Origin of the sequence: Pseudomonas sp. GM49, assembly GCF_000282355.1 — a bacterium.
Lineage (GTDB): Bacteria > Pseudomonadota > Gammaproteobacteria > Pseudomonadales > Pseudomonadaceae > Aquipseudomonas.
The window spans coordinates 16,691-42,951 of record NZ_AKJL01000001.1 but is presented as its reverse complement, the minus strand read 5'-3'; the positions used below and the strand labels follow the sequence as shown (position 1 = coordinate 42,951).

The 26,261-nt window shown below is 59.0% G+C and carries 29 protein-coding genes and 1 tRNA gene; 24 read left to right on the top strand and 6 right to left on the bottom strand.

The genetic code is table 11. From position 1 onward, the window contains the following. Window positions 1-17 precede the first annotated feature (17 nt). From PMI29_RS29515 to mtnC, 4 genes are read left to right on the top strand one after another with little or no spacing between them, the layout of a single operon-like run. Complete coding sequence (locus PMI29_RS29515) at window positions 18-1,163, top strand: MFS transporter (RefSeq protein WP_007993073.1); 1,146 nt, start codon at window positions 18-20, stop codon at window positions 1,161-1,163. Next, a complete protein-coding gene (locus tag PMI29_RS29520) occupies window positions 1,160-1,786 on the top strand; it encodes a methylthioribulose 1-phosphate dehydratase (protein WP_007993072.1) in 627 nt (208 codons plus the stop codon). Before PMI29_RS29515 ends, PMI29_RS29520 begins: the two co-directional genes overlap by 4 nt. 20 nt (window positions 1,787-1,806) lie before the next feature. Then, the gene (locus tag PMI29_RS29525) at window positions 1,807-2,352 is read left to right on the top strand and encodes a 1,2-dihydroxy-3-keto-5-methylthiopentene dioxygenase (RefSeq protein WP_007988110.1); all 546 of its coding nucleotides are present in this window, start codon (window positions 1,807-1,809) and stop codon (window positions 2,350-2,352) included. Between the two features lie 4 nt (window positions 2,353-2,356). After that, on the top strand, window positions 2,357-3,040 hold the full coding sequence (gene mtnC / locus PMI29_RS29530; protein WP_007993071.1) for an acireductone synthase: 684 nt from the start codon (window positions 2,357-2,359) through the stop codon (window positions 3,038-3,040). A gap of 70 nt (window positions 3,041-3,110) precedes the next feature. Here mtnC and PMI29_RS29535 read toward each other — a convergent pair whose 3' ends face one another. Continuing rightward, window positions 3,111-3,389: a DUF3509 domain-containing protein gene (locus tag PMI29_RS29535; protein WP_007993070.1), complete on the bottom strand. Its 279-nt coding sequence runs from the start codon at window positions 3,387-3,389 to the stop codon at window positions 3,111-3,113. Window positions 3,390-3,758: 369 nt separating this feature from the next. Between PMI29_RS29535 and PMI29_RS29540 the strand changes: the two genes are divergently transcribed. From PMI29_RS29540 to PMI29_RS29585, 10 genes are all read left to right on the top strand, one after another. Next, window positions 3,759-5,597, top strand: coding sequence for a long-chain-acyl-CoA synthetase (locus tag PMI29_RS29540; RefSeq protein ID WP_007993069.1), 1,839 nt, complete (start codon window positions 3,759-3,761; stop codon window positions 5,595-5,597). Between the two features lie 97 nt (window positions 5,598-5,694). Continuing rightward, a complete protein-coding gene (locus tag PMI29_RS29545; RefSeq protein WP_007993068.1) occupies window positions 5,695-6,213 on the top strand; it encodes an ankyrin repeat domain-containing protein in 519 nt (172 codons plus the stop codon). Between the two features lie 231 nt (window positions 6,214-6,444). Then, window positions 6,445-6,975, top strand: a complete 531-nt coding sequence (locus PMI29_RS29550) for a hypothetical protein (RefSeq protein ID WP_007993067.1) — start codon at window positions 6,445-6,447, stop codon at window positions 6,973-6,975. A gap of 80 nt (window positions 6,976-7,055) precedes the next feature. Further along, window positions 7,056-7,247 carry a PLD nuclease N-terminal domain-containing protein gene (locus PMI29_RS29555; protein ID WP_007993066.1) on the top strand — a complete coding sequence of 64 codons (192 nt, stop codon included), beginning with the start codon at window positions 7,056-7,058 and terminating at the stop codon, window positions 7,245-7,247. Between the two features lie 260 nt (window positions 7,248-7,507). Further along, window positions 7,508-8,383 carry a polyamine aminopropyltransferase gene (speE, locus tag PMI29_RS29560; protein ID WP_007993064.1) on the top strand — a complete coding sequence of 292 codons (876 nt, stop codon included), beginning with the start codon at window positions 7,508-7,510 and terminating at the stop codon, window positions 8,381-8,383. 134 nt (window positions 8,384-8,517) lie between these two features. Further along, window positions 8,518-8,751: a hypothetical protein gene (locus tag PMI29_RS29565; RefSeq protein WP_007993063.1), complete on the top strand. Its 234-nt coding sequence runs from the start codon at window positions 8,518-8,520 to the stop codon at window positions 8,749-8,751. 210 nt (window positions 8,752-8,961) lie between these two features. Continuing rightward, the gene (locus PMI29_RS29570; RefSeq protein ID WP_007988090.1) at window positions 8,962-9,306 is read left to right on the top strand and encodes a ribonuclease E inhibitor RraB; all 345 of its coding nucleotides are present in this window, start codon (window positions 8,962-8,964) and stop codon (window positions 9,304-9,306) included. 368 nt (window positions 9,307-9,674) lie between these two features. Next, complete coding sequence (locus tag PMI29_RS29575; protein WP_007993061.1) at window positions 9,675-11,084, top strand: circularly permuted type 2 ATP-grasp protein; 1,410 nt, start codon at window positions 9,675-9,677, stop codon at window positions 11,082-11,084. A 12-nt stretch (window positions 11,085-11,096) separates the two neighbouring features. Then, window positions 11,097-12,047 (top strand): alpha-E domain-containing protein, encoded by a 951-nt coding sequence (locus tag PMI29_RS29580; protein WP_007971901.1) that lies wholly within the window; start codon window positions 11,097-11,099, stop codon window positions 12,045-12,047. Continuing rightward, the gene (locus PMI29_RS29585) at window positions 12,044-12,853 is read left to right on the top strand and encodes a transglutaminase family protein (RefSeq protein ID WP_007988084.1); all 810 of its coding nucleotides are present in this window, start codon (window positions 12,044-12,046) and stop codon (window positions 12,851-12,853) included. The genes PMI29_RS29580 and PMI29_RS29585 overlap by 4 nt, the downstream gene beginning before the upstream one ends. A gap of 123 nt (window positions 12,854-12,976) precedes the next feature. On the opposite strand, the gene PMI29_RS29590 is transcribed toward PMI29_RS29585, so the two are convergent. Further along, window positions 12,977-13,798, bottom strand: a complete 822-nt coding sequence (locus PMI29_RS29590) for a c-type cytochrome (protein WP_007993059.1) — start codon at window positions 13,796-13,798, stop codon at window positions 12,977-12,979. A 603-nt stretch (window positions 13,799-14,401) separates the two neighbouring features. On the opposite strand from PMI29_RS29590, the gene PMI29_RS29595 reads away from it, so the two are divergent. The 3 genes from PMI29_RS29595 to PMI29_RS29605 all read left to right on the top strand — a co-directional run bounded on the left by PMI29_RS29595 (window position 14,402) and on the right by PMI29_RS29605 (window position 18,594). Further along, window positions 14,402-15,607 carry an acetyl-CoA C-acetyltransferase gene (locus tag PMI29_RS29595; RefSeq protein WP_007993058.1) on the top strand — a complete coding sequence of 402 codons (1,206 nt, stop codon included), beginning with the start codon at window positions 14,402-14,404 and terminating at the stop codon, window positions 15,605-15,607. 24 nt (window positions 15,608-15,631) lie between these two features. Further along, window positions 15,632-17,776, top strand: coding sequence for a 3-hydroxyacyl-CoA dehydrogenase NAD-binding domain-containing protein (locus tag PMI29_RS29600; protein WP_007993057.1), 2,145 nt, complete (start codon window positions 15,632-15,634; stop codon window positions 17,774-17,776). Between the two features lie 95 nt (window positions 17,777-17,871). Continuing rightward, the gene (locus PMI29_RS29605) at window positions 17,872-18,594 is read left to right on the top strand and encodes an amidotransferase (protein WP_007993055.1); all 723 of its coding nucleotides are present in this window, start codon (window positions 17,872-17,874) and stop codon (window positions 18,592-18,594) included. 99 nt (window positions 18,595-18,693) lie between these two features. Here PMI29_RS29605 and PMI29_RS29610 read toward each other — a convergent pair whose 3' ends face one another. The 3 genes from PMI29_RS29610 to PMI29_RS29620 form a co-directional block, all read right to left on the bottom strand. Then, window positions 18,694-19,665 (bottom strand): magnesium and cobalt transport protein CorA, encoded by a 972-nt coding sequence (locus PMI29_RS29610; protein WP_007993054.1) that lies wholly within the window; start codon window positions 19,663-19,665, stop codon window positions 18,694-18,696. 147 nt (window positions 19,666-19,812) lie between these two features. After that, window positions 19,813-20,535, bottom strand: coding sequence for a lysophospholipid acyltransferase family protein (locus PMI29_RS29615; RefSeq protein WP_007993052.1), 723 nt, complete (start codon window positions 20,533-20,535; stop codon window positions 19,813-19,815). A gap of 214 nt (window positions 20,536-20,749) precedes the next feature. Next, a complete protein-coding gene (locus PMI29_RS29620) occupies window positions 20,750-21,439 on the bottom strand; it encodes a crotonase/enoyl-CoA hydratase family protein (protein WP_007993050.1) in 690 nt (229 codons plus the stop codon). A gap of 308 nt (window positions 21,440-21,747) precedes the next feature. On the opposite strand from PMI29_RS29620, the gene PMI29_RS29625 reads away from it, so the two are divergent. After that, window positions 21,748-21,837: transfer RNA gene (locus PMI29_RS29625), tRNA-Ser, on the top strand. 121 nt (window positions 21,838-21,958) lie between these two features. On the opposite strand, the gene PMI29_RS29630 is transcribed toward PMI29_RS29625, so the two are convergent. Then, a complete protein-coding gene (locus tag PMI29_RS29630) occupies window positions 21,959-22,540 on the bottom strand; it encodes a hypothetical protein (protein WP_007993049.1) in 582 nt (193 codons plus the stop codon). A 327-nt stretch (window positions 22,541-22,867) separates the two neighbouring features. Between PMI29_RS29630 and PMI29_RS29635 the strand changes: the two genes are divergently transcribed. From PMI29_RS29635 to PMI29_RS29655, 6 genes are all read left to right on the top strand, one after another. Then, the gene (locus PMI29_RS29635; RefSeq protein WP_086790145.1) at window positions 22,868-24,145 is read left to right on the top strand and encodes a serine hydrolase domain-containing protein; all 1,278 of its coding nucleotides are present in this window, start codon (window positions 22,868-22,870) and stop codon (window positions 24,143-24,145) included. After that, window positions 24,142-24,462, top strand: a complete 321-nt coding sequence (locus PMI29_RS29640) for a YbjQ family protein (RefSeq protein WP_007993045.1) — start codon at window positions 24,142-24,144, stop codon at window positions 24,460-24,462. The genes PMI29_RS29635 and PMI29_RS29640 overlap by 4 nt, the downstream gene beginning before the upstream one ends. Before the next feature lie 146 nt (window positions 24,463-24,608). Continuing rightward, the gene (locus PMI29_RS29645; RefSeq protein WP_032829518.1) at window positions 24,609-24,797 is read left to right on the top strand and encodes a hypothetical protein; all 189 of its coding nucleotides are present in this window, start codon (window positions 24,609-24,611) and stop codon (window positions 24,795-24,797) included. Between the two features lie 312 nt (window positions 24,798-25,109). After that, window positions 25,110-25,478 carry a hypothetical protein gene (locus PMI29_RS29650; protein WP_007988063.1) on the top strand — a complete coding sequence of 123 codons (369 nt, stop codon included), beginning with the start codon at window positions 25,110-25,112 and terminating at the stop codon, window positions 25,476-25,478. Window positions 25,479-25,591: 113 nt separating this feature from the next. Beyond that, window positions 25,592-26,059, top strand: coding sequence for a glycine zipper domain-containing protein (locus PMI29_RS30645; RefSeq protein WP_007993042.1), 468 nt, complete (start codon window positions 25,592-25,594; stop codon window positions 26,057-26,059). 16 nt (window positions 26,060-26,075) lie between these two features. Then, complete coding sequence (locus PMI29_RS29655) at window positions 26,076-26,258, top strand: hypothetical protein (RefSeq protein ID WP_007993040.1); 183 nt, start codon at window positions 26,076-26,078, stop codon at window positions 26,256-26,258. The last annotated feature ends 3 nt before the right edge of the window (window positions 26,259-26,261 follow it).

Sequence of the window (26,261 nt, the reverse complement as noted above, 5' to 3'; positions counted from 1 at the left end):
GCTGCGGTTTGACCGGCGTGGCGGCGCTCCCGTACTGGCGGCTCTCCAGTTTCTATCTGTTCTATTTCGCCTTGCTCGGTTCGACAGCGCCGTTTCTGGCGCTGTACTTCGATCACCTCGGGTTCAGTGCTGCGCGCATCGGCGAACTGGTGGCGATCCCGATGCTGATGCGTTGCGTGGCGCCGAACATCTGGGGCTGGCTGGGCGACTACACCGGCCGGCGGCTGGCCATCGTGCGCTTCGGCGCAGTGTGCACATTGCTGACGTTCTCGCTGATTTTCGTCAGCAAGACCTACGCCTGGCTGGCGATGGTCATGGCCTTGCATGCGTTCTTCTGGCACGCGGTGTTGCCGCAGTTCGAAGTCATCACCCTGGCGCACTTGCAAGGGCAGACTTCGCGCTACAGCCAGATTCGCCTGTGGGGCTCGATCGGTTTCATCATCACCGTGGTCGCGCTGGGGCGGTTGTTCGAATGGCTGAGCCTCGACATTTACCCGGCGGCGCTGGTACTGATCCTGGCCGGTATTGTGCTCAGCAGCCTGTGGGTGCCGAACGCTCAACCGGCGCCGGGCAACCGGGTGGCGGGGGAGGGATTTCTCAAGCAACTGCGCAACCCCGGCGTATTGGCGTTTTACGCCTGCGTGGCGCTGATGCAGATGAGCCACGGGCCGTATTACACGTTTTTAACGCTGCACCTTGAGCGACTGGGTTACAGCCGCGGCGTGATCGGCATGCTCTGGGCGGTCGGCGTGGTTGCCGAAGTCCTGATGTTTCTGGCCATGAGCCGGATCCTCGCGCGCGTCTCGCTGCGCCGGGTGCTGATGGCCAGTTTTCTGCTGGCGGCGTTGCGTTGGCTGTTGCTGGGCACGCTCGCGGAATTTCTGTGGGTTCTGTTGTTTGCCCAGGTGCTGCACGCAGCGACGTTCGGCAGTTTTCACGCCGCTGCCATTCAATTCGTGCAACGTAGTTTCGGCGCGCGCCAGCAAGGCCAGGGTCAGGCGCTGTATGCCGCTCTGGCCGGCACCGGTGGCGCATTGGGCGCGTTGTACGCCGGTTACAGCTGGAACGCCCTTGGCGCCGCATTGACCTTTAGTATTGCCAGCCTCGCAGCCGTCGCGGCTGCCGTTATCATTGCCACATGTATGCAAGAGGACAGGCCATGAGCCTTACCCGTGAACACTTCGCCCAGGAAATCATCGACGCCGGGCGTTTTCTGTATGGCCGCGGTTGGTCGCCGGCCACCAGCAGCAATTACTCGACCCGCTTGTCACCGACCGAAGCCTTGCTGACCGTGTCCGGCAAGCACAAGGGGCAACTCGGCATGGACGATGTGCTGGCCACCGACCTGTCGGGCAACAGCCTGGAACCGGGCAAGAAGCCGTCCGCCGAAACCCTGCTGCACACCCAGCTCTACAGCTGGCGCCCAGAGATCGGTGCCGTGCTGCACACCCACTCGGTGAATGCCACCGTGCTGTCGCGCCTGACACCGCAAGACTTCATCGATTTCGAAGACTACGAACTGCAAAAGGCCTTCAGCGGTGTGACGACCCACGAATCCCGGGTGCGCGTGCCGATTTTCGACAACGACCAGGACATTGCGCGCCTGGCCGCCAAGGTGCAGCCTTGGCTTGACGCCCATCCCGATTGCGTCGGCTACCTGATCCGCGGCCATGGCCTCTACACCTGGGGCGCGCACATGAGCGATGCCCTGCGGCAGATCGAGGCCTTTGAATTTTTGTTCGAGTGCGAGTTGAAGATGCGCTCGCTCTTGAACCTTAAAGCATGAACCGTTAAGGAGTTGCCCTGATGAGCAGCCTGTCCGTTTATCACGTCTCCAGCCCTGAAATTCCCAACAAGGTGCTGACCCATTTCGAAGACATCGCCTCGACCCTGGCCGAACAAGGCGTGCGCTTCGACCGTTGGCAGGCCGCCACCAAGCTCCAGCCGGGCGCGAGCCAGGATGAAGTGATTGCTGCCTATCAGGCGCAAATCGACCAGCTGATGACCGAACGCGGTTACATCACCGTCGACGTGATCAGCCTCAACAGCGACCACCCGCAAAAAGCCGAATTGCGCGCCAAGTTCCTCAACGAACACCGCCATGGTGAAGACGAAGTACGATTTTTCGTCGCCGGGCGCGGCCTGTTTACCCTGCACATCGACGATTATGTCTACGCGGTGCTGTGCGAGAAAAACGACCTGATCTCGGTGCCTGCGGGTACCAAACACTGGTTCGACATGGGCGAGCATCCGCACTTCATTGCGATTCGCTTGTTCAACAACCCGGAAGGCTGGGTGGCCAATTTCACCGGTGAAGACATCGCCAGCCAATTTCCGCGTCTTGAGGACTGAGTCGATGCCGATCAAAGCGATTCTCACCGATATCGAAGGCACCACCAGCGCGGTGAGTTTTGTGTTCGACGTGCTGTTTCCCTATGCCGCCAAACATCTGCCGGAGTTCGTTCGTCAGCAGGCCGAGCGCGCTGACGTAGCTGAACAGCTGGCCGCCGTACGCCGTGACAGCAACGAGCCGAATGCCGATGTCGAACGGGTCATCGAGATCCTGCTGGGCTGGATTGCCGAAGACCGCAAGGCCACGCCGTTGAAAGCGTTGCAGGGCATGGTCTGGGAGCAGGGCTATCAAGCCGGGCAGTTGAAGGGGCATGTGTACCCGGACGCCGTTGAGGCGCTCAAAGACTGGCATCAGGCCGGTTATCAACTTTTTGTTTATTCGTCCGGCTCGATCCAGGCCCAGCGGCTGATCTTCGGTTGCTCCGAGGCGGGGGACCTGACGCCGTTGTTCAGCGGCTATTTCGATACGACGTCAGGGCCTAAGCGCGAGGCGCAGTCCTACGCCAACATCACCCAGGCGATCAACATCGAGGCGGGGCAGATTCTGTTCCTGTCCGACATCGTCGAAGAGCTGGATGCGGCGCGTGCGGCGGGGATGGCCACCTGTGGATTGGCCCGTGAGGGCGGGGAACTGGCAGGGCATGTCACCGTGGACAGCTTTGCGCGGATAAATCCCGCTAGTTTCTAAACGCCTCAAAACCTGTGGGAGCGAGCTTGCTCGCACCGTCGCTCCCACAGTGTTTTTCCGGCAATTTTATTTACAGCGTGTGATAGGTCGGCAGGGCAAACCGTTGCTGGCTCTGCAGCATGGAAATCTGCGGCAGCTCACTGGCTTGTTCAGCGAGGTCGCGGCGAATCGCACTGATGACCCACGACAGTTGATCGCCATTGTGCAACTGCTGGTAGGAAATCGAGCGCTTGAACACTTTGCCTTCGCCGCCGTCCAGGGTCAGCAGGATCCCACCGTCAGGGCGCTCTTGGGTAGTGACTGCGAAGTTGGAGAATAAGGACGAAAATTTTTCCTGGATAAGGCTCATGTCGTTCAGCTCCATGATGATTTGAATGGCAAGCATGGAGAGACTGTTGCAGCCTTTGTGCCATTCATTTCAGCTGAATAATATTGAGCAAAAACAATATGTTACGGTTTTCAGTGATTTTTGCTTTCGTGCAATCTGCATGAATGGCCATCGTGCATCCTGCATTTTGCAGGTACGTCGGCGACTCGATGGAACCAATTGGCGTGGGTGAGATCACGAATTTTCACACCGTTGTTGCGGATCAAGATCGCGGATCAAGATCGTAGATACAAAACATTTCAAAAACCGCGTGTACAGCTCAAGAACCGTTGACGTATTTTCGGATTCAGTCATCGCAGCCCGACAATAAAAAGATCGAACGGGAGCATCATGAGCCGCACGTCGAACGACACGATTACCTGGGGCATGATGCTCCGCAAGCTGCCTTCCATTGCCAAAGCCATCCCCCGGGTGGTCAAGGGCATGAAGGTCGCCAACGTCAAGGACCCGACCCAGGCGTGTGGTTTGGGCTGGAGTTTCGAGCAAGCCACGTTGCGCAACCCGGATGGCCCGGCGTTGTTGCAAGGCGACGTAACGCTCAGTTATTCCGAGGTCAATCAATGGGCCAACCGCATCGCCCATCACTTGAGCGGCCAAGGCATCGGCAAGGGTGATGTGGTAGCGGTCTTCATCGAGAACCGCCCCGAACTGCTGGTGACGATTCTGGCGGTGGCCAAGGTCGGCGCGATCAGCGCGTTGCTCAATACCTCACAGACCCGCGACACCCTGGTGCACAGTGTGAATCTGGTGGCGCCGGCGGCGATCATTGTCGGGGAGGAGTTGGTCCCGGTGTACCTGGCGGTTCGTGACCGGGTGTCGATCAAGGCCGAGCGCACCTGGTTCGTCGCCGATCAGGACACCTCTCGCCAACCGGGCATCGCGCCTGAAGGTTTCATCAACCTGATGACCGTCAGTCTCGACGACGCCAGCGACAACCCGGCCAGCAGCCAGCAGATTTTCTTCGACGATCCCTGCTTTTATATCTACACCTCGGGCACCACGGGGCTGCCCAAGGCTGGCGTGTTCAAGCACGGTCGCTGGATGCGCAGCTCTGCGAGTTTCGGCATGATCGCCCTGGACATGCGTGCGGACGATATCGTCTATTGCACCTTGCCGCTGTACCACGCCACGGGGCTTTGCGTGTGCTGGGGTTCGGCCGTCAGTGGTGCCAGCGGGTTCGCCATCCGCCGCAAGTTCAGCGCCAGTCAGTTCTGGAACGACGTGCGCAAATACCGGGCGACCACCATCGGTTATGTCGGAGAACTGTGCCGCTACCTGGTCGATCAACCGCCCAGCGCCGACGACAACCGGCACGACGTGAAGAAAATGATCGGCAACGGCTTGCGTCCCGGCGCCTGGAAAGAGTTCAAGACCCGCTTTGCGGTGAATCACATCTGCGAGCTGTACGCCGCCAGCGACGGCAATATCGGGTTCACCAACATTCTGAATTTCGACAACACCATCGGTTTTTCCCTGATGCGCTGGGAGCTGGTCGCATACGACCACGACAGCGGCGCGCCGATTCGTCAGGCCAATGGGCTGATGCGCAAGGTCGCCAAGGGAGAGCAGGGGTTGTTGCTAGCAAAAATCGACGACAAGGCACCGCTGGACGGCTACACCGATCCGCAGAAAACCGCCAGGGTCGTGCTCCACGATGTGTTCGAGCAGGGCGACCGCTACTTCAACACCGGCGACCTGTTGCGCAACATCGGCTTTGGTCATGCGCAGTTTGTCGACCGCCTGGGTGACACCTACCGCTGGAAGGGCGAAAACGTCTCGACCACGGAGGTTGAAAACATCCTCCTGCAACACCCGCATATTTCCGAAGCCGTGGCCTATGGCGTGGAAATCCGCAACACCAATGGCCGGGCCGGGATGGCGGCGATCACTCCCGCCGAATCCCTGGCAACCCTGGACTTCAGCGAACTGCTGGCCTTCGCCCGTGAGCAAATGCCCGCCTATGCTGTGCCGTTGTTCCTGCGGGTGAAAGTGAAAATGGAAACCACCGGGACTTTCAAATATCAGAAGACCCGACTCAAGGACGAGGCCTTCGACCCGGGCAAAACCGGTGATGACCCGATCTATGCCTGGCTGCCGGGGACCCAGACTTACGTGCAGGTCACGGAGCAGTTGTTGTCTGATATTCACGGCGGCAAGTACCGCTATTGAATCTGGCTATGGCGGTCCATGAGAAAAAACAAGTGACAGTGCCGGGAGTGCTCGGGAAACTGTCGGCTTTTACGAATGACAGAAATTGGAGTGCCCAATGTCAGACAAAAGCCGCCAGATGACCCCCGAAGAAGCCGCCGAATTCACCGAACAGGTATTCAACAAGGCTCGGGAGGGCGATGCGGCGATGATGGCTGCGCTGTTGACCAAGGGTTTGCCGCCGAACCTGCGTAACCACAAGGGCGATACCTTGCTGATGCTGGCCGCGTATCACGGTCATGTGGATACGGTCAAAGTCCTGCTGGAGCACAAGGCCGACCCGGAGATCCGCAATGACAACGGCCAGAGCCCGATTGCCGGCGCCGCCTTCAAGGGCGACCTGGCGGTGATCAAGGCCTTGGTCGACGGCGGCGCGCAGGTTGAAGGTTCGTCCTTCGATGGCCGCACGGCGCTGATGATGGCGGCGATGTTCAATCGCGTCGAAGTGGTCGATTACCTGATCAGCAAGGGCGCCGACCCGAAAGCCAAGGACGCCAATGGCATCACCGCGCTGGAAGCTGCCAGGACCATGGGGGCTGCCGATACGGTTGCGCAGCTGGAAAAACTGCTGGGCTGACGTTGAACCCTGTGGCGAGGGGGCTTTTGTGGTGAGGGGGCTTGCCCCCGTTGGGTCGCGAAGCGGCCCTGATACCTGCGACTGCGATTATCCAGGTCCACCGCGGCTGCCGGGTTCACGACTGCTTCGCAGCCGAACGGGGGCAAGCCCCCTCGCCACAAGGTCCGCAGCGTCTGCTTTATGCGGTATCCTTCGCGCCCTCAAAATTCACCTCGCTACAGGATCCGCCCCATGAAAGCCGCACTCGTCGAACTCATCAGCAAAATCAGCTCCGGGTGCATGGGCGAAGACGAAATCCTCAAGGTCGCGGACGAAGCGGCCCAGGCCTACGCCGATCAGGATGCTTTCCTGAAAGCCAATCCGGACATCAACTACGACGAAACCTTCCCGATCCCGCTGGGTGAGTGGGTGGTGGTCGGCAGTCTGCCGGAAACGGTGCTGTTCCAGGCTGACACCTACATGGACCTGTTCGCCCAGATCGTCGCTTCGTTCGGCCCGGGGGTGGAGTTCAATCTCAAGCCCAAGCAACTGGCCAAGACCGAAGCCCTGACCGCGCTCAACCGCATCCAGGTGCAGATGAGCAGCATGAACAAGGAAAACGGTGGCTACACGCTGATGAACTTCAGCCAGTTGCTCGATGACGAATTGCAGGTGGTCCTGGTCTACGGCAATGACGTGCCACGGGTGCTGGAATTGTGCACCGAAGTCGGCATCGCGGCCTCGCCATCCCTGGAAGCCCTGAAAGTGGCGATCCACGTCTGATCCAAACACTGTCAATAAAAAGGAATCCTCGCGACGACCGTCTATCCTGAGGGGGCAAATCACTCTTCAGGAGCGTCACCATGGGTTCCACGTTCAACAGCCTGGTTGCCTTGATCATTTTTGCCCTGGATATCTGGGCCATCATCAATGTGTTCAAAAGTAGCGCCGAGACCGGGATGAAAATCCTCTGGGTGCTGTTGATCGCACTGTTGCCGGTGCTGGGGCTGATCATCTGGGCCATCGCCGGGCCGCGGGGCAATGTCAAGTTCTGACGGATTTCCCACAAACAACACCGACCTTGTGGGAGCGGGCTTGCCCGCGATGATATCGCCGCGGTGTCTCTGACAGACCGCAGCGCCTGCATCGCGGGCAAGCCCGCTCCCACAAGGATTGAGGCGAACTGATCAAGAGGTTCGACCTGTCATCTTCCGCGACGTAGAATGCGCGCCTTTCCCGGTCAATCGAGACGATCGAATGGCCATCATGGGCGGGTAACCGTCCGTTGCCACCCGCATTCATCGGAGCACTTCCCATGAGCAACACCCCGACCAGCGACTACCTGGAAACCCTCTACGAAGGCTACGGCCAGCGTTTTCGCATGGAAAAACTGCTGCACGAAGTGCGCACCGAACACCAGCACCTGGTGATCTTCGAAAACCCGCGCATGGGCCGGGTGATGGCGCTGGACGGCGTAATCCAGACCACCGAAGCCGACGAATTCATCTACCACGAAATGCTCACCCACGTGCCGATCCTCGCCCATGGCACCGCCAGGCGCGTGTTGATCATCGGCGGCGGCGATGGCGGCATGTTGCGTGAAGTGGCCAAGCACCGCAGTGTCGAGCACATCACCATGGTCGAGATCGACGGCACCGTGGTCGACATGTGCAAGGAATTCCTGCCGAACCACTCCAAGGGTGCATTCGATGATCCACGCCTGAACCTGGTAATCGACGACGGCATGCGTTTTGTCGCCACCACCACTGAAAAATTCGACGTGATCATTTCCGACTCCACCGACCCGATCGGGCCGGGCGAAGTGCTGTTCTCGGAAAACTTCTACCAGGCCTGCCACCGTTGCCTGAACGAAGGCGGCATCCTGGTGACCCAGAACGGCACGCCGTTCATGCAGATCGAAGAAGTAAAGACTACCGCCGGTCGCCTGCGCAGCCTGTTCCCGGACTGGCACTTCTACCAGGCCGCCGTGCCGACCTACATCGGCGGCTCGATGACCTTCGCCTGGGGCGCCACCAATACCGCTTATCGCAAGTTGTCCCGCGAAACCCTGCAACAGCGCTTTACGGGCAGCGGCATCGTCACCCGCTACTACAATCCTGAAATTCACATCGGCGCCTTCGCCCTGCCGCAATACGTATTGCAGGCAGTGAACAAGCCAAGCAACGACTGATCTTTCAGTCCACGCACCAAACCTGTGGGAGCGAGCAAGCCCGCTCCCACACTGAATTGCGGCGGAACAATTAGCCAGCTAACAAGGTCGAGATAGATGTAAGCCCATCCATGGGTTTTATCGAGGAGGCTGCAATGCAAAAGTGGAAGGTCACTTTCGTGGATGATCATGGCGAAACCGTCGACGAGGTCTTTGAGTGCATCGAGCGCCCGGACAACGAGCGCGCCGCCAAGCTCATCAAGGCCCGGTTTCTTCCTGTCGTCGCCGAACTGGATCTGAACGATCTGGAGGGGCGGACCGCCGATGCGTGCGTCAAAGAACTCAAGTTCCAGAACAGCATTGAAATCCTCGGTATTTCTCCAATCTGAACGACACCTGTGGCATTCACATCCAGACCTTGGCAGAGGCTCTATCTTGAGGCTACTCTGCAAGCGAGATCAGCGATTGAATCGCTAAGGTCTGGTCTTGTCAGCTCCATGCTTGTTTCCCGCCGGCTCATTGGTTGCCGTCGCTCGCGCTGTTCGGTTGCGGGTGAGGGAGTACGGAAAGTCTATCCATCGTTTTGAGGAGGACGTTTCATGAGCACAGCCTATCAAGAAGACATCAGCAGCAGCGTGCTGCGCCGCATGAAAGAAGGCGGTTTTGACTTTTCACGGTTTCATCCCATCGAGTTCTACGCCATTTTCCCGGACGAGGAGCGGGCACGCAGGGCGGCAGGTCATTTCCACCGTGGTGAATCCCTGAATGCGCAAGTCAGTGTGCGCGACGACGGCGCCTGGGCGCTGGAGTTGAGCAAAGTCATGTATGCCACCTACGACGACATCGGCGACTTCGAACAGGGTTTCGAAGCGGTGGTCGAGCCGTTGGGCGGCATTATCGAAGGCTGGGGTGTGAAACAGGAGGTACGAGGGCGACTCGCATAACCTTATGAACAGTGACAATTGGCAACGACGGCTGACCTTCGGGTTGGCCGTTTTCATTTGTGGGCATTGAACATCGGCAAAAAAAAGCCGCCTGGGCAGGCGGCTAAAAGGGAAGTCCGGTGAGCTTTTCAGCGAATGCCCGGATTTTCCGCACCCGTTGCCGGGCAGTGAAATCAACTCTGGCTATGCTGGTGATAGGCGACCACTACGCCTTGCAATGAAGCGGGGGCAATCAGGTTGGGGCATTTGTCGCACAGGATTGGTGCGGTGAGTGCGTCTTGATTATCCAACCGATTGAAATTTAAGCGTTTATGCCGATGGCACGGGCCTTGCGAAGGTCTGGACGTCCGAGTGACAAGGAGTACGGCATGATCCGCACCTATTTTGATGAGATGTACGATGTCGGCGGCCAGGTCCGCCCGCATTATCGGGAGTTTGCCCGTTGGCTGGCCGAGACGCCTGACGAGCTTCTGGCACAACGGCGACGCGAGGCCGATCTGCTGTTTCATCGCGCCGGGATTACCTTCACGCTCTACGGGGACGAGCAGGGCACAGAGCGCCTGATTCCATTCGATACCATCCCGCGCAGCATCCCCGCCAGCGAATGGCGGATTGTCGAGCGCGGCTGCATCCAGCGAGTCAAGGCGTTGAACATGTTCCTCGCCGATCTCTATCACGAGCAGCGCATCATCAAGGCCGGCATCATTCCGGCCGAGCAGGTGCTGGCCAACGAGCAGTATCAGTTGGCAATGCAGGGCCTGGATCTGCACCGCGATATCTATTCGCACATTTCCGGTGTCGATCTGGTGCGCGACGGTGACGGCACGTATTACGTGCTCGAAGACAATCTGCGTACACCGAGCGGCGTCAGTTACATGCTCGAAGACCGCAAGATGATGATGCGCCTGTTCCCCGAGCTGTTCGCGGCGCAACGCATTGCCCCCATCGACCACTACCCGAACCTGCTGCTCGACACCCTGAAAAGTTCAAGCCCGATCGATAACCCGAGCGTGGTGGTGCTGACACCAGGACGCTTCAACAGTGCGTTCTTCGAGCATGCGTTCCTGGCACGGGAAATGGGCGTGGAACTGGTGGAGGGCGCAGACCTGTTCGTGCGTGACGACAAGGTCTACATGCGCACCACTGACGGGCCGAAAGCGGTCGACGTGATTTATCGTCGCCTCGATGATGCCTTCCTCGATCCGCTGGCTTTCAACCCGGAGTCGATGCTTGGCGTGCCGGGGCTGCTGTCGTCCTACCGTTCCGGCAACGTGGTGCTGGCCAATGCCATCGGCACGGGGGTGGCGGACGACAAATCGGTGTATCCGTTCGTCACCGACATGATCCGTTTCTACCTCGATGAGGAGCCGATCCTGAAGAACGTGCCGACCTGGCAATGCCGTAACCCGTCTGAACTTTCCCACGTGCTGGCCAATCTTCCAGAACTGGTGGTCAAGGAAACCCAAGGCTCCGGCGGGTACGGAATGCTGGTGGGGCCGGCGGCGACGGCGGCGGAAATCGAAGCCTTCCGTGCGCGGATCATCGCCAAGCCCCATGCCTACATCGCGCAACCGACGCTCTCACTGTCGACCTGTCCGACCTTTGTCGAAAACGGCATCGCGCCGCGCCACATCGACTTGCGGCCGTTTGTCTTGTCGGGCCGCGAAACCCGGGTCGTGCCCGGCGGTTTGACCCGTGTCGCCCTGCGCGAAGGCTCCCTGGTGGTCAATTCCTCCCAGGGCGGCGGAACCAAGGACACCTGGGTGGTCGAGGATTAAAGGAAGCCTGTCATGTTAAGTAGAACTGCCTCGGATTTGTATTGGATGTCGCGTTACCTGGAGCGGGCGGAAAACCTCGCACGGATGCTCGACATCAGTTATTCGCTGTCGCTGATGCCGCAAGACGGTCGTGGCGACGGTTTGCACGAGCTGGCCATGCCGCTGTTGATTACCGGCACCCTGGACGATTACCTGGAGCGCCATGGCGAACTGCATGCCGAACGGCTGCTGCATTTCTTCGCCCTGGATGCGGCCAACCCGGCGAGCATCTACAGCTGCCTCGGTGCCGCACGGGCCAGCGCCCATGCGGTGCGTGGGCGCATCACCGCCGACATGTGGGAAAACATCAACGCCACCTGGCTGGAAATTCGCGGTATCGCCGAACAGGGCCTCAGTCGCTATGGCATGAGCCGTTTCTGCGAGTGGATCAAGGAACGTTCCCACCTGTTCCGGGGCGCGTCCTACGGCACCATCATGCGTAACGATGCGTTTCGCTTCATTCGTCTGGGGACCTTTATCGAACGGGCGGACAACACCTTGCGCCTGCTCGATGCCCGCTACGAAATGGCCGGCGACCAGGCCGAGGCGGTCAGTGATGGCACCGCTCACGCGTATTACCAGTGGAGCGCGTTGTTGCGGGCGTTGTCGTCGTTCGAGGCCTACACGGAAATCTACCGCGACGCCCCGGGCGCCCGGCATGTTGCCGAACTGCTGTTGCTGCGGGCCGATGTGCCCCGTTCATTGCGCGCCTGCACTGAAGAAATCGACCAGATCCTCGCGCAATTGCCGGGGGCCAACGGTCGTCCCGCACAGCGCCTGGCGGCAGAAATGGACGCACGCCTGCGCTACACCGGCATCCATGAAATTCTCGAAGAAGGCCTGCACGCCTGGCTGACCGAGTTCATCCCGCTGGTGCGCCAGTTGGGTAACGCGATTCACAGTTCTTATCTGGAGGCCGCATGAGACTTTCCATTAGCCACGAGACCACCTATCACTACGAAGACAAGGTGCGGGCGAGCATCCAGTACCTGCGACTGACGCCCCACGACAGCGAGCGCCAGCACGTGCTCAGCTGGCAGCTCGACCTGCCGCGTCCGGTGCGGGCGCAACTCGATCCGTTCGGCAACATCCTGCATGTGCTGACCATGGACGAGCCCCACGAGGCGATCATCATCGGCGCCCGTGGCCAGGTCGATATCGACGAAATGCGTGAGGCCGAACACGAGAGCCAGTCGGCACTGCCGTTTCTGCGTTTCACCCGTTTGACTGAAGCTGACGCCGCCCTGCGTGCGTTCGCCGAGAAGGAATGCAAGCAACGCCGCGATCGCACGGCACTGATTGATCTGATGCATGGGCTCAACCAGCATATGACCTACACGCCGGGCTCCACGGAAGTGGACACCAGCGCGGCTCAGGCCTTTGCCGGGCGTTCCGGCGTGTGTCAGGACCACACCCACGCGTTTCTTGCCTGTACCCGCAGCCTGGGCATTCCTGCGCGTTATGTGTCGGGTTATCTGTACAGCGAAAACAGCGAACACCTGGCCAGCCACGCCTGGGCCGAAGCCTGGCTGGATGACGCCTGGTACAGCTTCGACGTGACCAACGAACTGGCCCGACCGGAACGTCACCTGAAACTGGCGGTGGGCCTGGATTACCTGGATGCCTGCCCGGTACGGGGCATGCGCCGGGGCGGCGGGTGTGAGCAGATGCATGCCAAGGTGCTGGTGTCACCGACGCCAGCGCCGGTGATTTCGGTGCAGCAGCAATAACCAGAGGCCTGCAAAATCCTGTGGGAGCGAGCTTGCTCGCGATGGCGACCTTTCAGTCGATACTACTGTGACTGACACACCGCTATCGCGAGCAAGCTCGCTCCCACAGGGATCGTGTCAGTGCTAGTGCTGAATCTTGCGCCCAACCATATGCTGCAAATACCCCACTAACATCCCCAGATCTCCATCCGGCAACACCTCGGCCGAGAACCCGGGCATCTTCGCCTGCGGCCACTGGCGCAAGCTCTGTGGATCGCGGATGTAGCGCTTGAGGAAGTCCGCGCCGAAGTACTCGGTCGGGTTGTACGGAATATTCAGGTCCGGCCCGAACTGCGCGTCCCCGGCACCGTTGAGTCGATGACACGCCAGGCAGTTTTTCTGGAACAGCGCAAAACCCTTGTTCACCGGATCATCCGCCTTCAAGGCCGGGTCGGGCAGCAGGGCAGGGAAGCGCTGGGCCACGGGCGCCAGGCGTTTGATGCTCGCCACCTGGAACGGCCATTGTTCGGGGCTGATGTTGCCGGCCTGCGGATGGGTCCAGACCAGATAGAACGGCCCGGCGCCGGGTTTGCCTTCTGACAGCGGTGGCCACGGTTTGGCCGGGTCTTCAATCGCCAGCCAGGCCCGGGCACCCTGGGTATTGAGCAACGGCGCCGCAGCCATTTCGGCGGCAAAGCCATCCAGGGCCACGGCTTGCAGGTGGTCGTCAGGCTTGATGCCGGTCAGCAGTGCGGACAGAGGCACTGCGCGGTAACTCATGTCCCGCTTGTAGGAAACGTCGTTGCTGATGTCGATGGTCTGGACTTGAGGATGCTTGAGCAGTTCCTCGGTCTGCCAGGTGCGACTCTCCGCGCCCAGCTCCAGGTTCAGCTGTGCGGCATACAGGGGCGAGCCGAACAGCAGGGCCCCGAGCAGAATGAGCATTTTCAAGTGATCGCCGTCCATGTTGTGGAAGTGCCGCAAAGATTGGCACAGCCACGCTGGCCCGGGTAGCGGGCCAGTCACATTTTGATAGTGGCAATTCAAAAACCGTGACGCCGTATCTTTTAGACGCGACTAGCCGATCACCTTGGTCAGGTTCGGCAATATCAACAACAGCGTGGTGGCGAAAAGGATGAGCCCGGCTTGACGTACTTTCGATTGTTTGAACATGGCTTGACCGCCTTTTTTGTTATTTCCTGATGCCTGCCTGCATATCTCCATGATGGCAGCGCGTTGCACTTCCTGTAGTGACGAGCGCCTCGGCAAAACCCGACGACAACTTCGTACAAGTTCACCTTAGAGGCCGCACCGCGCTTGCTTTAGATCCATTTCGTATGGTGTTGTTGCGATTCGCTTTAAAAAAGGCATGAGGCCTATTGCCAGCTTCTTTGCCGCCCGTTGGCTAGACAGCTTGGTGTCCTGAATCGGTTAATCCGGTAGCTGACTACCGTTCGTCTGAGCGTGAGCGTCAACGTCTGTGAGCGCTGCGGTCATTGAATCAAACGTGAGTCGGGCCAAGAGTGAGCACTCGGTATTTACCCACCTGCACTGCGGTTCGAGGACGTCATGACCCAAGCATTGATTTTCGACGCGTTACGCACGCCCCGTGGCAAAGGCAAGGCCGATGGTGCCTTGCACAGCGTTAAACCGGTGAACCTGGTGGCCGGTTTGCTCACCGCGCTGCAACAGCGCACGGCGCTGGACACCAGCCAGGTCGATGATGTGGTGCTCGGCTGCGTGACGCCGATTGGCGATCAAGGTTCCGACATCGCCAAGACCGCCGCTCAGGTGGCCGATTGGGATGTCAGTGTGGCGGGGGTACAGATCAACCGTTTCTGCGCTTCAGGGCTGGAGGCCGTGAACCTCGGTGCGATGAAGGTGCGCTCCGGCTTCGAAGACCTGGTGGTGGTCGGCGGCGTCGAGTCGATGTCCCGGGTGCCGATGGGCAGCGATGGCGGGGCCTGGGCGCTGGACCCGGCGACCAACCTGCACAGTCACTTCACGCCACAGGGCGTGGGCGCCGACCTGATCGCCACCCTTGAGGGCTTCAGCCGTCAGGACGTCGATGCCTACGCCCTGCATTCCCAGCAAAAGGCCGCGCGGGCGCGGGCCGACGGTTCGTTCAACAAGTCGCTGGTGCCGGTGCAGGACCAGAACGGCATCATTCTGCTCGATCACGATGAGTTCATCCGCGCCGATTCGACCCTGGAAGGCCTGGGCAAACTCAAGCCGAGTTTCGAGATGATGGGGCAGATGGGCTTCGATGCCACCGCGCTGCGGGTCTACAGCCATGTCGAGCGGATCAACCATGTGCACACCCCCGGCAACAGCTCCGGGATTGTCGATGGCGCGGCGCTGATGCTCATCGGCTCCGAAGCCAAGGGCCGCGCGCTGGGCTTGCAGCCACGGGCACGGATTGTCGCCACGGCAGTCACCAGCACCGATCCGACCATCATGCTCACCGGCCCCGCGCCGGCGACCCGCAAGGCGTTGGCCAAGGCCGGGCTGCGGGTCGAAGACATCGATCTGTTCGAGGTCAACGAGGCGTTCGCTTCGGTGGTGTTGAAGTTCATCAAGGACATGGCCGTCGATCCGGACAAGGTCAATGTCAACGGCGGCTCAATCGCCATGGGCCACCCGTTGGGCGCCACCGGGTGCGCCATTCTCGGCACGCTGCTGGATGAACTGGAAGCCCGGCGCCTGCGCTATGGCCTCGCGACCCTGTGTGTCGGCGGCGGCATGGGCATTGCCACCATCATCGAACGCCTCTGAGCCCGGACATCAAGGAACCCAGTTATGAACGAAGCCATTCGTTACGAAAAAGACCAGGACCAGATCGTCGTCCTGACCATCGACCTGCCCGGCCAGAGCGCCAACACCATGAACGCGGTGTACCGCGAAGCCATGGCGGACTGTGTTGCGCGGCTGGTGGCCGACAAGGACAGCATCGCCGGTGTGATCATCACCTCGGCCAAGAAGACTTTCTTCGCGGGCGGCGACCTCAATGAACTGATCAAGGTCGGCAAGCCCCAGGCGAAAGCCTTCTACGACATGGTGCTGAGCCTCAAGGGCCAGTTGCGCACTCTGGAAACCCTCGGCAAGCCAGTGGTTGCCGCGATCAATGGCGCCGCATTGGGCGGCGGCTGGGAGATCTGCCTGGCCTGCCATCATCGCGTGGCGCTGGACAACCCGTCGGTGCAACTCGGCCTGCCGGAAGTCACTCTCGGCCTGCTGCCAGGCGGCGGAGGCGTGGTGCGCATGGTGCGTATGCTCGGCCTGGAAAAAGCCCTGCCTTATCTGCTTGAAGGCAAGAGGTTGCGGCCGCAACAGGCGTTGCAGGCAGGATTGATCGACGCGCTGGCGACCGATCACGAAGACCTGTTGGCCAAGGCGCGGGCGTGGATTCTCGCCAATCCGGCGGCGGTGCAGCGCTGGGACGTGAAGGGCTACCAGATACCGGGCGGCACACCGTCTAACCCGAAAGTTGCGCAGATGCTGGCGATTGCACCGTCGATCCTGCGCAGCAAAACCCAGGGCACGATGCCCGCGCCGGAGAAGATCCTGTGCGCGGCAGTCGAGGGCGCCCAGGTGGATTTCGATACCGCGCACCTGATCGAAACCCGCTACTTCACCGAGTTGACCACCGGCCAGATTTCGAAAAACCTGATAGGCACGTTCTGGTTCCAGCTCAATGAAATCAATGCCGGTGGCTCGCGGCCTCAAGGTTTTGCGCCTTATGTCACCCGCAAGGTCGGCGTGCTCGGTGCCGGAATGATGGGCGCCGGTATCGCGTTTGTCAGTGCATCGGCGGGGATCGATGTGGTGCTCAAGGACATCAACCTCGCTGCGGCAGAGAAGGGCAAGGCGCATTCGGCGGCGCTGCTGGACAAGAAAGTCGCTCGCGGACAAATGAGCATCGAACAGCGTGATAGCGTTCTGGCCCGCATTCAAACCAGCGAAAGCGATGCCGACCTGGCCGGTTGCGACCTGATCATCGAGGCCGTGTTCGAGGATCGTGATTTGAAGGCCAAGGTCTCATTGGCAGCGCAGAAGGTCGTCGGCGCGGACGCGGTGATCGCTTCCAACACCTCGACCTTGCCGATCAGTGGTCTGGCGTGCGCCGTGCCCGACCAGAGCAAGTTCATCGGCCTGCATTTTTTCAGCCCCGTGGAAAAAATGCCGCTGGTGGAAATCATCAAGGGCGCCAATACCAGCGACGAAACCTTGGCCCGCGGGTTCGATTACGTCCTGCAAATCAGGAAAACCCCGATTGTGGTCAACGACAGCCGCGGTTTCTTCACGTCGCGGGTGTTCGGCACCTTCACCAACGAAGGCATCGCCATGCTGGGCGAAGGCGTCAACGCGGCGATGATCGAGACTGAAGCACGCAAAGCCGGCATGCCTGTAGGACCGCTGGCGATCTCTGACGAAGTTTCCCTCAGCCTGATGAGCCATATCCGTCTGCAAACGGCCAAGGACTTGCAAGCAGAAGGTAAACCGCTGATAGAGCACCCGGCATTTACCGTAATTGACGTGCTGCTCAATGAGTTCAAGCGTCCGGGCAAGGCTGCCGGTGGAGGTTTCTACGAGTATCCGGCGGGCGGCCAGAAACACCTGTGGCCTGAGTTGAAAACCCGCTTCGAGAAAACCGACGGGCAGATTTCGCCGAAGGATGTGCGTGATCGCCTGCTGTTCGTGCAGGCCATCGAAACCGTGCGTTGCGTGGAGGAGGGCGTGTTGACCTCGACGGCGGATGCCAACGTTGGCTCGATCTTCGGTATCGGTTTCGCCGCCTGGACCGGTGGTGCGCTGCAGTTCATCAACCAGTACGGCGTGCAGGACTTTGTCGCCCGCGCCCAGTATCTGGCCAAGCAATATGGCGAGCGGTTCGCGCCGCCCGCCTTGCTGCTGGAGAAGGCGGCCAAAGGGGAGACGTTCTAAGGGGGCGATGACGTATTTCGGGGCTTGCCTTGTCACGGTGTTTCGAGGCAGGCTCTGGGGTGTGCATTATTCCCATCACGTGTCAGGTATTTTTTATGTCGTTACGCATCTGCATTCTGGAAACCGACCACCTGCGTCCGGAATTGGTTGACCAATATCAGGGCTACGGGCAGATGTTCAAACACCTGTTTTCGCAGCAGCCGATTGCCGCCGAGTTCACGGTCTACAACGTGGTGCAGGGGGAATACCCAAGTGACGACCTGGAGTTCGACGCCTACCTGGTGACGGGCAGCAAGGCTGACTCCTTCGGCACCGACCCGTGGATCGAAACCCTCAAGAAATATCTGCTGACCCGCTACGAGCGCGGCGACAAGTTGTTGGGCGTCTGCTTCGGCCATCAGTTGCTGGCTCTGCTGCTCGGTGGCAAGAGCGAGCGCGCCACCCAGGGCTGGGGCGTCGGCACGCACAAGTACAAAATGGCCGCCAGGGCGCCATGGATGAGCCCGGTGCGCGAAGAACTGACGTTGCTGATCAGCCACCAGGATCAGGTCACGACGCTGCCGGAGAACGCCACGGTCATCGCTTCCAGCGATTTCTGCCCGTATGCCGCCTACCACATCAACGATCAGGTGCTGTGCTTCCAGGGGCATCCGGAGTTCATCCACGACTACTCCCGCGCCCTGCTGGAGATTCGCCAGCAGGCACTGGGTGAGCAGGTCTACTCCAAAGGCATTGCGAGCCTGGAGCAGGAACACCACGGCACCACGGTTGCCGAATGGATGATGCGGTTTGTCGCGCACAAGCCGGAAGCTGTTTAAACCTGTAGGAGCGAGCCCTGCTCGCGATGGTCGTGAACGATAACGCGCCAAACCTGACAGCCCACGGTGCTCTCAGGTTTTTCGCGGGCAGGCTCGCTCCTACAGCCACCCCGACTTTTTGAAACTCGCCCACAACCCCAGACAACCCACCGTAATAAACCCCAGCACCCCGAAGTACCCGTAGTGCCAGTTCAGCTCCGGCATGTTCTGGAAGTTCATCCCGTAGATCCCCGCCACCGCCGTCGGGAAGGCCAAGATCGCGGCCCAGGCCGCAAACTTGCGCTGCACCACGCTCTGGCGAGAGGCCTCCAGCAGCACCCCGACCTCAATCGTCTGGCTGGCAATATCCGCCAGGGTCGTCAGGTCTTCCATCTGCCGCGTCACATGAATCTGCACATCGCGAAAGTACGGCCGCATGTTCTTGTCGATGAACGGGAAACTCAGCCTCTGCAGTTCCTCTCCTATCTCAATCATCGGTGCCACATAACGACGCAAGCGCAAAACATCACGACGCAGGCCATGCAGCTTCTGGATGTCGTAGTCATTCAACACGCCACATAACACATTGCCTTCCAGCTCATCGATTTCCGCGTGAATGGCTTCGCCCATCGGCTGGTAGTTTTCGATCACGAAATCGAGGATGGCATAGAGTACGAAATCTTCCCCGTGCTCAAGCAAGAGCGGACGCGCCTCACAGCGTTGTCGGACATGGGCGTAGGACGCGGAGTGACCGTTGCGCGCAGTAATGATGTAGCCATTGCCGGCAAAGATATGCGTCTCGATGAACTTGAGTTTGCCTTCATCCCGGATGGGCGAATACGTCACGATGAACAGCGCATCGCCGAAAGTTTCCAGCTTTGGTCGGCTGTGCTTTTCCAGGGCGTCTTCGATGGCCAGTTCGTGCAGGTTGAACTGGCGTTGCAGGTTGTAGAGTTCCTCGGCGTTCGGCTCTTCGAGGCCAATCCAGACAAAGTGTCCGGGCTTTGCAGCCCAGGCGGCGCCTTCGTCGAGGGTGATATTGGTGACTCTTTTACCGGCGCTATAAACCGCAGCAGCAACAACTCTACCCATGATGGTGGTTCACTTCTTTTTGGCAGCTTTCTATTAGCGATAAACGCAATGGCAGGCATTGTTCAGCTTAGCCTTGGCGATGCTTGAGAGTCAGCTAAATCTGCAGAGTTCAGGGGCAAAAGAAAACCCGCACTCGGCGGGTTTCATTCAGGCGGCTTGCAGTTGCCGGTCCATCGATTCGATACATTCACGCATCTGCTCGCGGCACTGGGCGATCAGCATGGGCATGTCGTCCAGGCTCAATCCGGCAGTGGGAATCGCAGGCAACGAACGAATCAGAATTTTCCCGCTGCGCCAGCGGTTCAATCGCATGTGTTTGACGTAACTGCTGACACACACCGGCACGATCGGTACCCCGGCGGCAATGGCCATCTGGAAGGCGCCTTTCTTGAAGGGCAGCAAGTCCTCACCCAGGTTGCGCGTGCCTTCCGGGAAAACCCAGATCGAGGTGTCTTTGTTTTGCAGGGTGTGGGTGGTGGTCAACATCGATTGGCGCGCCTTGTGCGCATTGCCACGGTCGATCAGTACATTGCCGGCCAGCCAGAACAACTGCCCGAACAGCGGCACCCATTTCAGGCTCTTTTTGCCGATGCACACGGTACGGCGGGGCACTACGTTGCCAAACACGAACAGATCGTAGTTGGACTGGTGATTGGCGATGATCACGCAGCTGTCAGGTTTGTCCATCAACGGCCCGACTTCGGCCTTCACCCGCAAACGCAAAATACACATGGCCGGCCAGGCATACAGGCGTGCGCATAGACGGCTGTTGTCCGGGTTGAATGGCCGGCACAGGCCGAGAATCACACCCAGCACACCTGCCACGATAAAGTGCAGGCCCATCAATGACATACGAAGCAAAAACAGCATTTACAGGCCCCACCGGGACAAAAGGTGGCGCAGTGTACGGATGTACACTGTTTTCGGCAATTGCTGCCAGGGAAGTGGGAGATGGCCGATGTTTGAGCTGATGTTTCCGACCATTTGGTCAGATGCGGTCTAGAGCGGTTACAGACGTTTAATCAAGGCATGTATGAAAAAGCCCGACACGACGGTCGGGCTTTTCGTTGTTGCAGATCCGGGCTTAAACCAGATGTTCCTGGTCCTGGATGATCGCGTTGTCCAGGGCCTCCAGCAAGGCTTTGCGCACTTTCAATTTGGTGTTCTTGTGCGCGGTCATGTTGATCTTCTTCAACTGACGAGCCGCCGACAGTGCCGCGCCTTGCAGTTCTTCAGCCGAAACCACCACATCAAGGAAACCGGCAGCCACGGCGCTTTGTGGATTGAACATCTCGCCGTTGACCACCGAACGCTGCAGAGCCACTTTGCTCAGGCGATCACGGGCAATCTCGATACCCGCGTGGTGCATGGTCATGCCGATCTGTACTTCGTTCAGGCCAATGCTGAACGCACCGTCGACACCGATGCGATAGTCGGCCGACAACAACAGAAACGCACCCTTGGCCACCGCATGCCCCGGGCACGCGACGATCACCGGGAAGGGGTGCGACAGCAGGCGGCGGGCCAGTGTCGAGCCGGAGGTCACCAGCGCCACGGCCTCTTTAGGGCCTGCCGTCATCACCTTCAGGTCATACCCGCCAGAGAGAATGCCCGGCTGGCCGGTAATGATCACCACTGCACGATCAGTCACCGCCTGATCCAGCGCAGCGTTGAACGCGGCAATCACATCCGGGGAGATGGCATTGACCTTGCCATTGCTCAAGGTCAGGGTCGCGATACCGTCTTCGAGATGGTAGGAAATCAACTCACTCATGACGCTATTCCTTTCAATAAAGTTGGGCAGACGTTACCCACCACTGCAGGCCAGGTAAAGCGCCGTGACTGACCCGCCAGTCACCCTTTGCCTGCCCGCCAGGCGCAGCCCGCCGTGCCTGCTGCGTATTCCCCTCTATATAGAAGAGGGCACGAAGCCGGAGATTGGCCGGTTTGCCATGGCCCGGAGCGAGCGGAAACGCTGAATCGCGTTAACCGCATGAAAATTCTGAAAAAAATGTTTGCCATCGGAAAAGCTTTCGACTACATTAGCGCGCCTCGACAGACAGAACATGTTTGAAGAGATACGGTGAAGTGTCCGAGTGGCTTAAGGAGCACGCCTGGAAAGTGTGTATACAGGAAACTGTATCGAGAGTTCGAATCTCTCCTTCACCGCCACATTCTGAAGACCCTCGCAAATCAATGGTTTGCGGGGGTTTTTCTTTTTTAGTTGTAGTGCTCATTACATCCCGCCTTCCGTCACTCCGATCTATACCCTTCGCCGTCCCGTGTGTCTCTGCTACGTTAGCTCAAATCGCTCTAATGCATAGTCCTTACCTGCCAGGGTAAGTTCAAAAGTGGTGGCGCCGAACGTCCCCCGCGTCACTTTTTGCTTCACTAGATGTTTAGCCTGGAGTTGCTTTAGACCGTCTTCAACTTCCAGCTTGCTTAGTGAGACAAGTTTGCAAACCGAGTCTAAATTTGCAATTTTTCTGAAATTTGCATGATAGGCTAAAGCTTCCATCAGCAGCGTTTGGTTATCTGTCAACTGTGGAAACTGAGGGTTGTTCATTTTGTAAACTTTTCGCTCTATCTCGTGTAGCTCGCCGTAAGTTCCGTCAGTAGTGCGGTAGAAGTAAATCGCTACAGTCAGAGTGCTGATTAAAGCCGCGATAATCATCAGCAGCGACCAATTCGGTATTGGCGTTTCCAAGAGAAGCCAGTTCCACGCACGAAGCAGCCAGCCCTTGGTATCTGCCAACAACGTCGGGTCGAAATAAGTGTCGATCAGCTTTATCGCAGCCCAAGCGACAAGGAAGCCTCCAGCCGAGTAAGCTATAGCCTTGAAAGTTAACGACAAATGCTTGCCTTCTGCTGCCATGCTGCTCGTCTCCGGTGTAGGAAACAGATGTTGTCAGCATAGCAGTGGAAAAGCGGCGCTCTGGCACTGGCGCGGGTGGGGGACTCCCGAGCGGCGCTTCACCGCCAAATTCGATGTAAACAAACCCCTTGGTTTCGAAAGATGCCAGGGCTTTTGGGGGTTGAGTTTGAGATTGGGCAAACAACAGACTTCTCCGCGCAAGCGGTCACCAAGCCAATCCGGCTGTTAGACTGCCCGATTTCTTCGAAGGGAATCGACATCATGCTCTATCCTCGAGCCAGTTTTCGCGGCGCAGCCAAGCTCATCGCGACTGTGTCGATAGTTGCGATGACATCAATGGCCCTCGCATCCGCCCCTGCAACTTTTCCCGACGCGCAAGCCAGTGACCCCGCCAAACTCGGCTGGATGGCAGGTTCGCCACCCTCCGTTGATCGCACCGTGCGTTTTGAAGACGGTAGCTATTTTCAATTCCCGGCAATGCGCTGGAGTGTTTCGAATTTCCGGCAACTGATGCCAACGATCAACGTTTCACGCGGCCTGGGTGCTCCGGTTCCACTGGAGACAGTGCTGCGCAAAGATATCGACGAGATCAGTTTTGTCCCGCTTGGGGCCAAGGCGCCGATGACCTGGGAGCAATCCCTCGCGGCCACTTACACTGATGGCATTGTGGTCATGCACCGCGGGAAAGTTGTCTACGAGCGATATTTCGGGGTGCTGAAACCGGACGGCCAGCATGCTGCGATGTCGGTGACCAAGTCCGTGGTCGGCACACTGGGCGCCATGCTGGTGGCGGAAGGGCGCATCGATGCTGGCAAGCGGGTTGCCGAATATGTCCCGGAACTGACGGATTCTGCGTTTGGCGGCGCCACGGTGCGGCAGGTGCTCGACATGACCACAGGCCTCAAATACAGCGAAGACTACGCGGACCCGAACGCCGAGGTCTGGGCTCATGCCAAGGCGGGCAATCCGCTGCCCAAACCCAAGGGTTATGACGGCCCTCGCAGTTACTACGAGTTTCTGCAGACGGTTCAACTGCAAGGTGAGCACGGCAAAGCGTTCGCCTACAAAACCGTCAACACGGATGTCCTTGGCTGGGTCATTGCTCGCGCCACTGGTCGCAATGTCGCGCAGCTTTTGTCGGAAAAAATCTGGAGTCGATTGGGGGCCGAACAGGATGCCTATTTCACCGTGGACTCCATCGGCACTCCGTTTGCCGGTGGTGGCTTGAATACGGGGTTGCGGGACCTGGCGCGGTTTGGCGAGATGTTGCGCACCGGTGGCCGGTTCAACGGTCAGCAGATCGTGCCAGTGGAAGTGATCGACGATATCCGTGGTGGCGCTGATAAACAGGCTTTCGCCAAGGCGGGGTACGCATTGCTCAAAGACTGGAGTTATCGGTCGATGTGGTGGGTGACGAACAAGGCGGGCGGGGCGTTCATGGCGCGTGGGGTTCATGGGCAGCGCATCTATGTCGATCCGAAGGCCGAGATGGTTATCGTCCGCTACGCATCCCATCCCGTGGCCAGCAACTCGGCCAATGACCCCGTGACGTTGCCGGCGTTTGATGCGTTGGCTGAATTTCTGAACAGGAAGGAACACCCATGATCACCACCACAACCCACTCCATTGACGGCCGACAAATTACCGCCTACCTGGACATTGTCAGCGCCGAGTCGGTGCAAGGGATCAACGTTGTTCGAGACGTATTTGCCGGCATGCGCGACTTTTTCGGTGGGCGCTCCCAGACACTGGAACGAGCGTTGAAAGAAGCACGCATTCAGGCCACCGATGAGATCAAGGAGCGGGCGCAGGCGCTTCAGGCGGACGCGGTGGTCGGGCTTGATTATGAGATCAGCATGCCGGCGGGCAAGGGCGGGATGGTCGTGGTGTTTGTGACCGGGACTGCGGTCAAGTTGAGATGAAAGCTGAGAAGCCATTCGTCGGTCACGGAGAAATCCGAACGTCAGGTCCGTTAGTGACCGGCTAGTCTGAAAAACCTTGGCGATCGATATTACTTCAGGCAAAGGGCTTGCCGATGTCGATCGCGCTTTTTGAAAGGGGTGAAGAGATGGCTGATCCGTATATCGAGGACGATGGCGCAGAATTTCCGATCAACAATTCCGTGCGGTGTGGTCAGACCCAGTATGTGGCCAGTTTCGGCGAGGACCAGACTGAGGTCGACAAAATCAAGACCAGGGCGTGCCGGGTACTGAAGGGCAAGTTTTTACCCAAGGTGACAGCGCCGGTCAGGAAGTAACCGAACGCTGGGCAGACCCCGTTATAGAGCGCGGTTTGTCATGTCTGAAAAGTTTTATGACAATTTTTCAAAGACGCTGATCTTTCACAAACTTTTCACAGAATCCTCCGTAATCTCGACTCATCCGTTAGAAAGCAACACCTGGCCCGTTTCCCCAGCGGGCTTTTTTTTGTCCGTCATAAAACCTTTTTCAAAAATGCTGTCCAACCGTCGCCAATCGCGAAGTTGGACCGGAGTGCTGGACTTTATCCGCGCAAAAGCATTCAATCTCGCCCCCCTTTTTGTGTACCCCTATTTTTTGAGGTTTTTGTCATGCGTTTAACACTGCCTGCTCTGGTTCTGGGGCTTCTGGTTGCTCAAGGTGCAATGGCTGGTGACGGCACTGCCGCGCTGGGCGGTGGCTTGGGCGGCGCGTTGGGTAACGTGGTCGGCCAGAAAATGGGCGGCAGCACTGGCGCAGCGATTGGCGCGGGCGTGGCTGGCGCTGCGGGCAGCGCAGTTGCCGCCAAAAAAGGTCATCGCACCAGCGCTGCTATCGGTGGCGGTGTCGGCGCGGCCGGTGGTTCGGTGATCGGCAATAGCCTTGGCGGCAAGTCCGGTGCCACCATCGGTGCAGGCCTGGGCGGTGCATTGGGCGGCGGCGTAGGCAGCAACCTGGCCAATGGTCACAAGCGTCACTGATCCTGATTCAGATTTGAAAAAAGCCCGGCTTGATGCCGGGTTTTTTCATTTATGAACGTTTCACGCCGCAGCAGCTCAAATCTTCCATACCCTGGAAGAATGCGAGGCGTGCCATGAACCCGAAAACCAACGGCAAAAAAAACGGAAGCCTGAATGCTCGACTATTGATGGTGCCTGCGATTGTTTTTGGATTGCTGGTCTCTCAGGTGGCGCTGGCGGGAGGTAATGGAGATGCCGCGGTAGGCGGTGGTCTTGGTGGGGTGCTGGGCAACGTTGTCGGTGGTCAGGTGGGAGGCAGTACGGGCGCAGCGATTGGTGCAGGTGTCGGCGGAGCGGCCGGTAGTGCCATTGCCGCGCCCAAGCACAGTCGCACCGAGGCGGCGGTAGGTGGTGGTTTGGGCGCGGCGGGTGGATCGGTGGTCGGCAACAGTCTTGGCGGTTCGACCGGATCGGCCATCGGTGCAGGCCTGGGTGGTGCAGCCGGCGGTGCGGTCGGCAATGATCTGGGGAGTGACAGCGGTCATTCCCATTCCGGTAACGGTTATAAACACTCGAACAAGCACCACAAAAAGCATCACTAGTTGAGCGAGGCATCCCATGACTGCGAAAAGCGAAGGCAAGGAAGAAAAGGGCCCGAGCGGACTGCCACCTATCAACGATCCCGGCAATGAAGATCCGGGATCGCTGATGGATGATGCGACGGTGCCGCTTAACGATGCTGATGATTTGGGCGATGTGGGGAATATCGAGTTTGAAGATGAGGAAGAGGACGAGGATTGATCG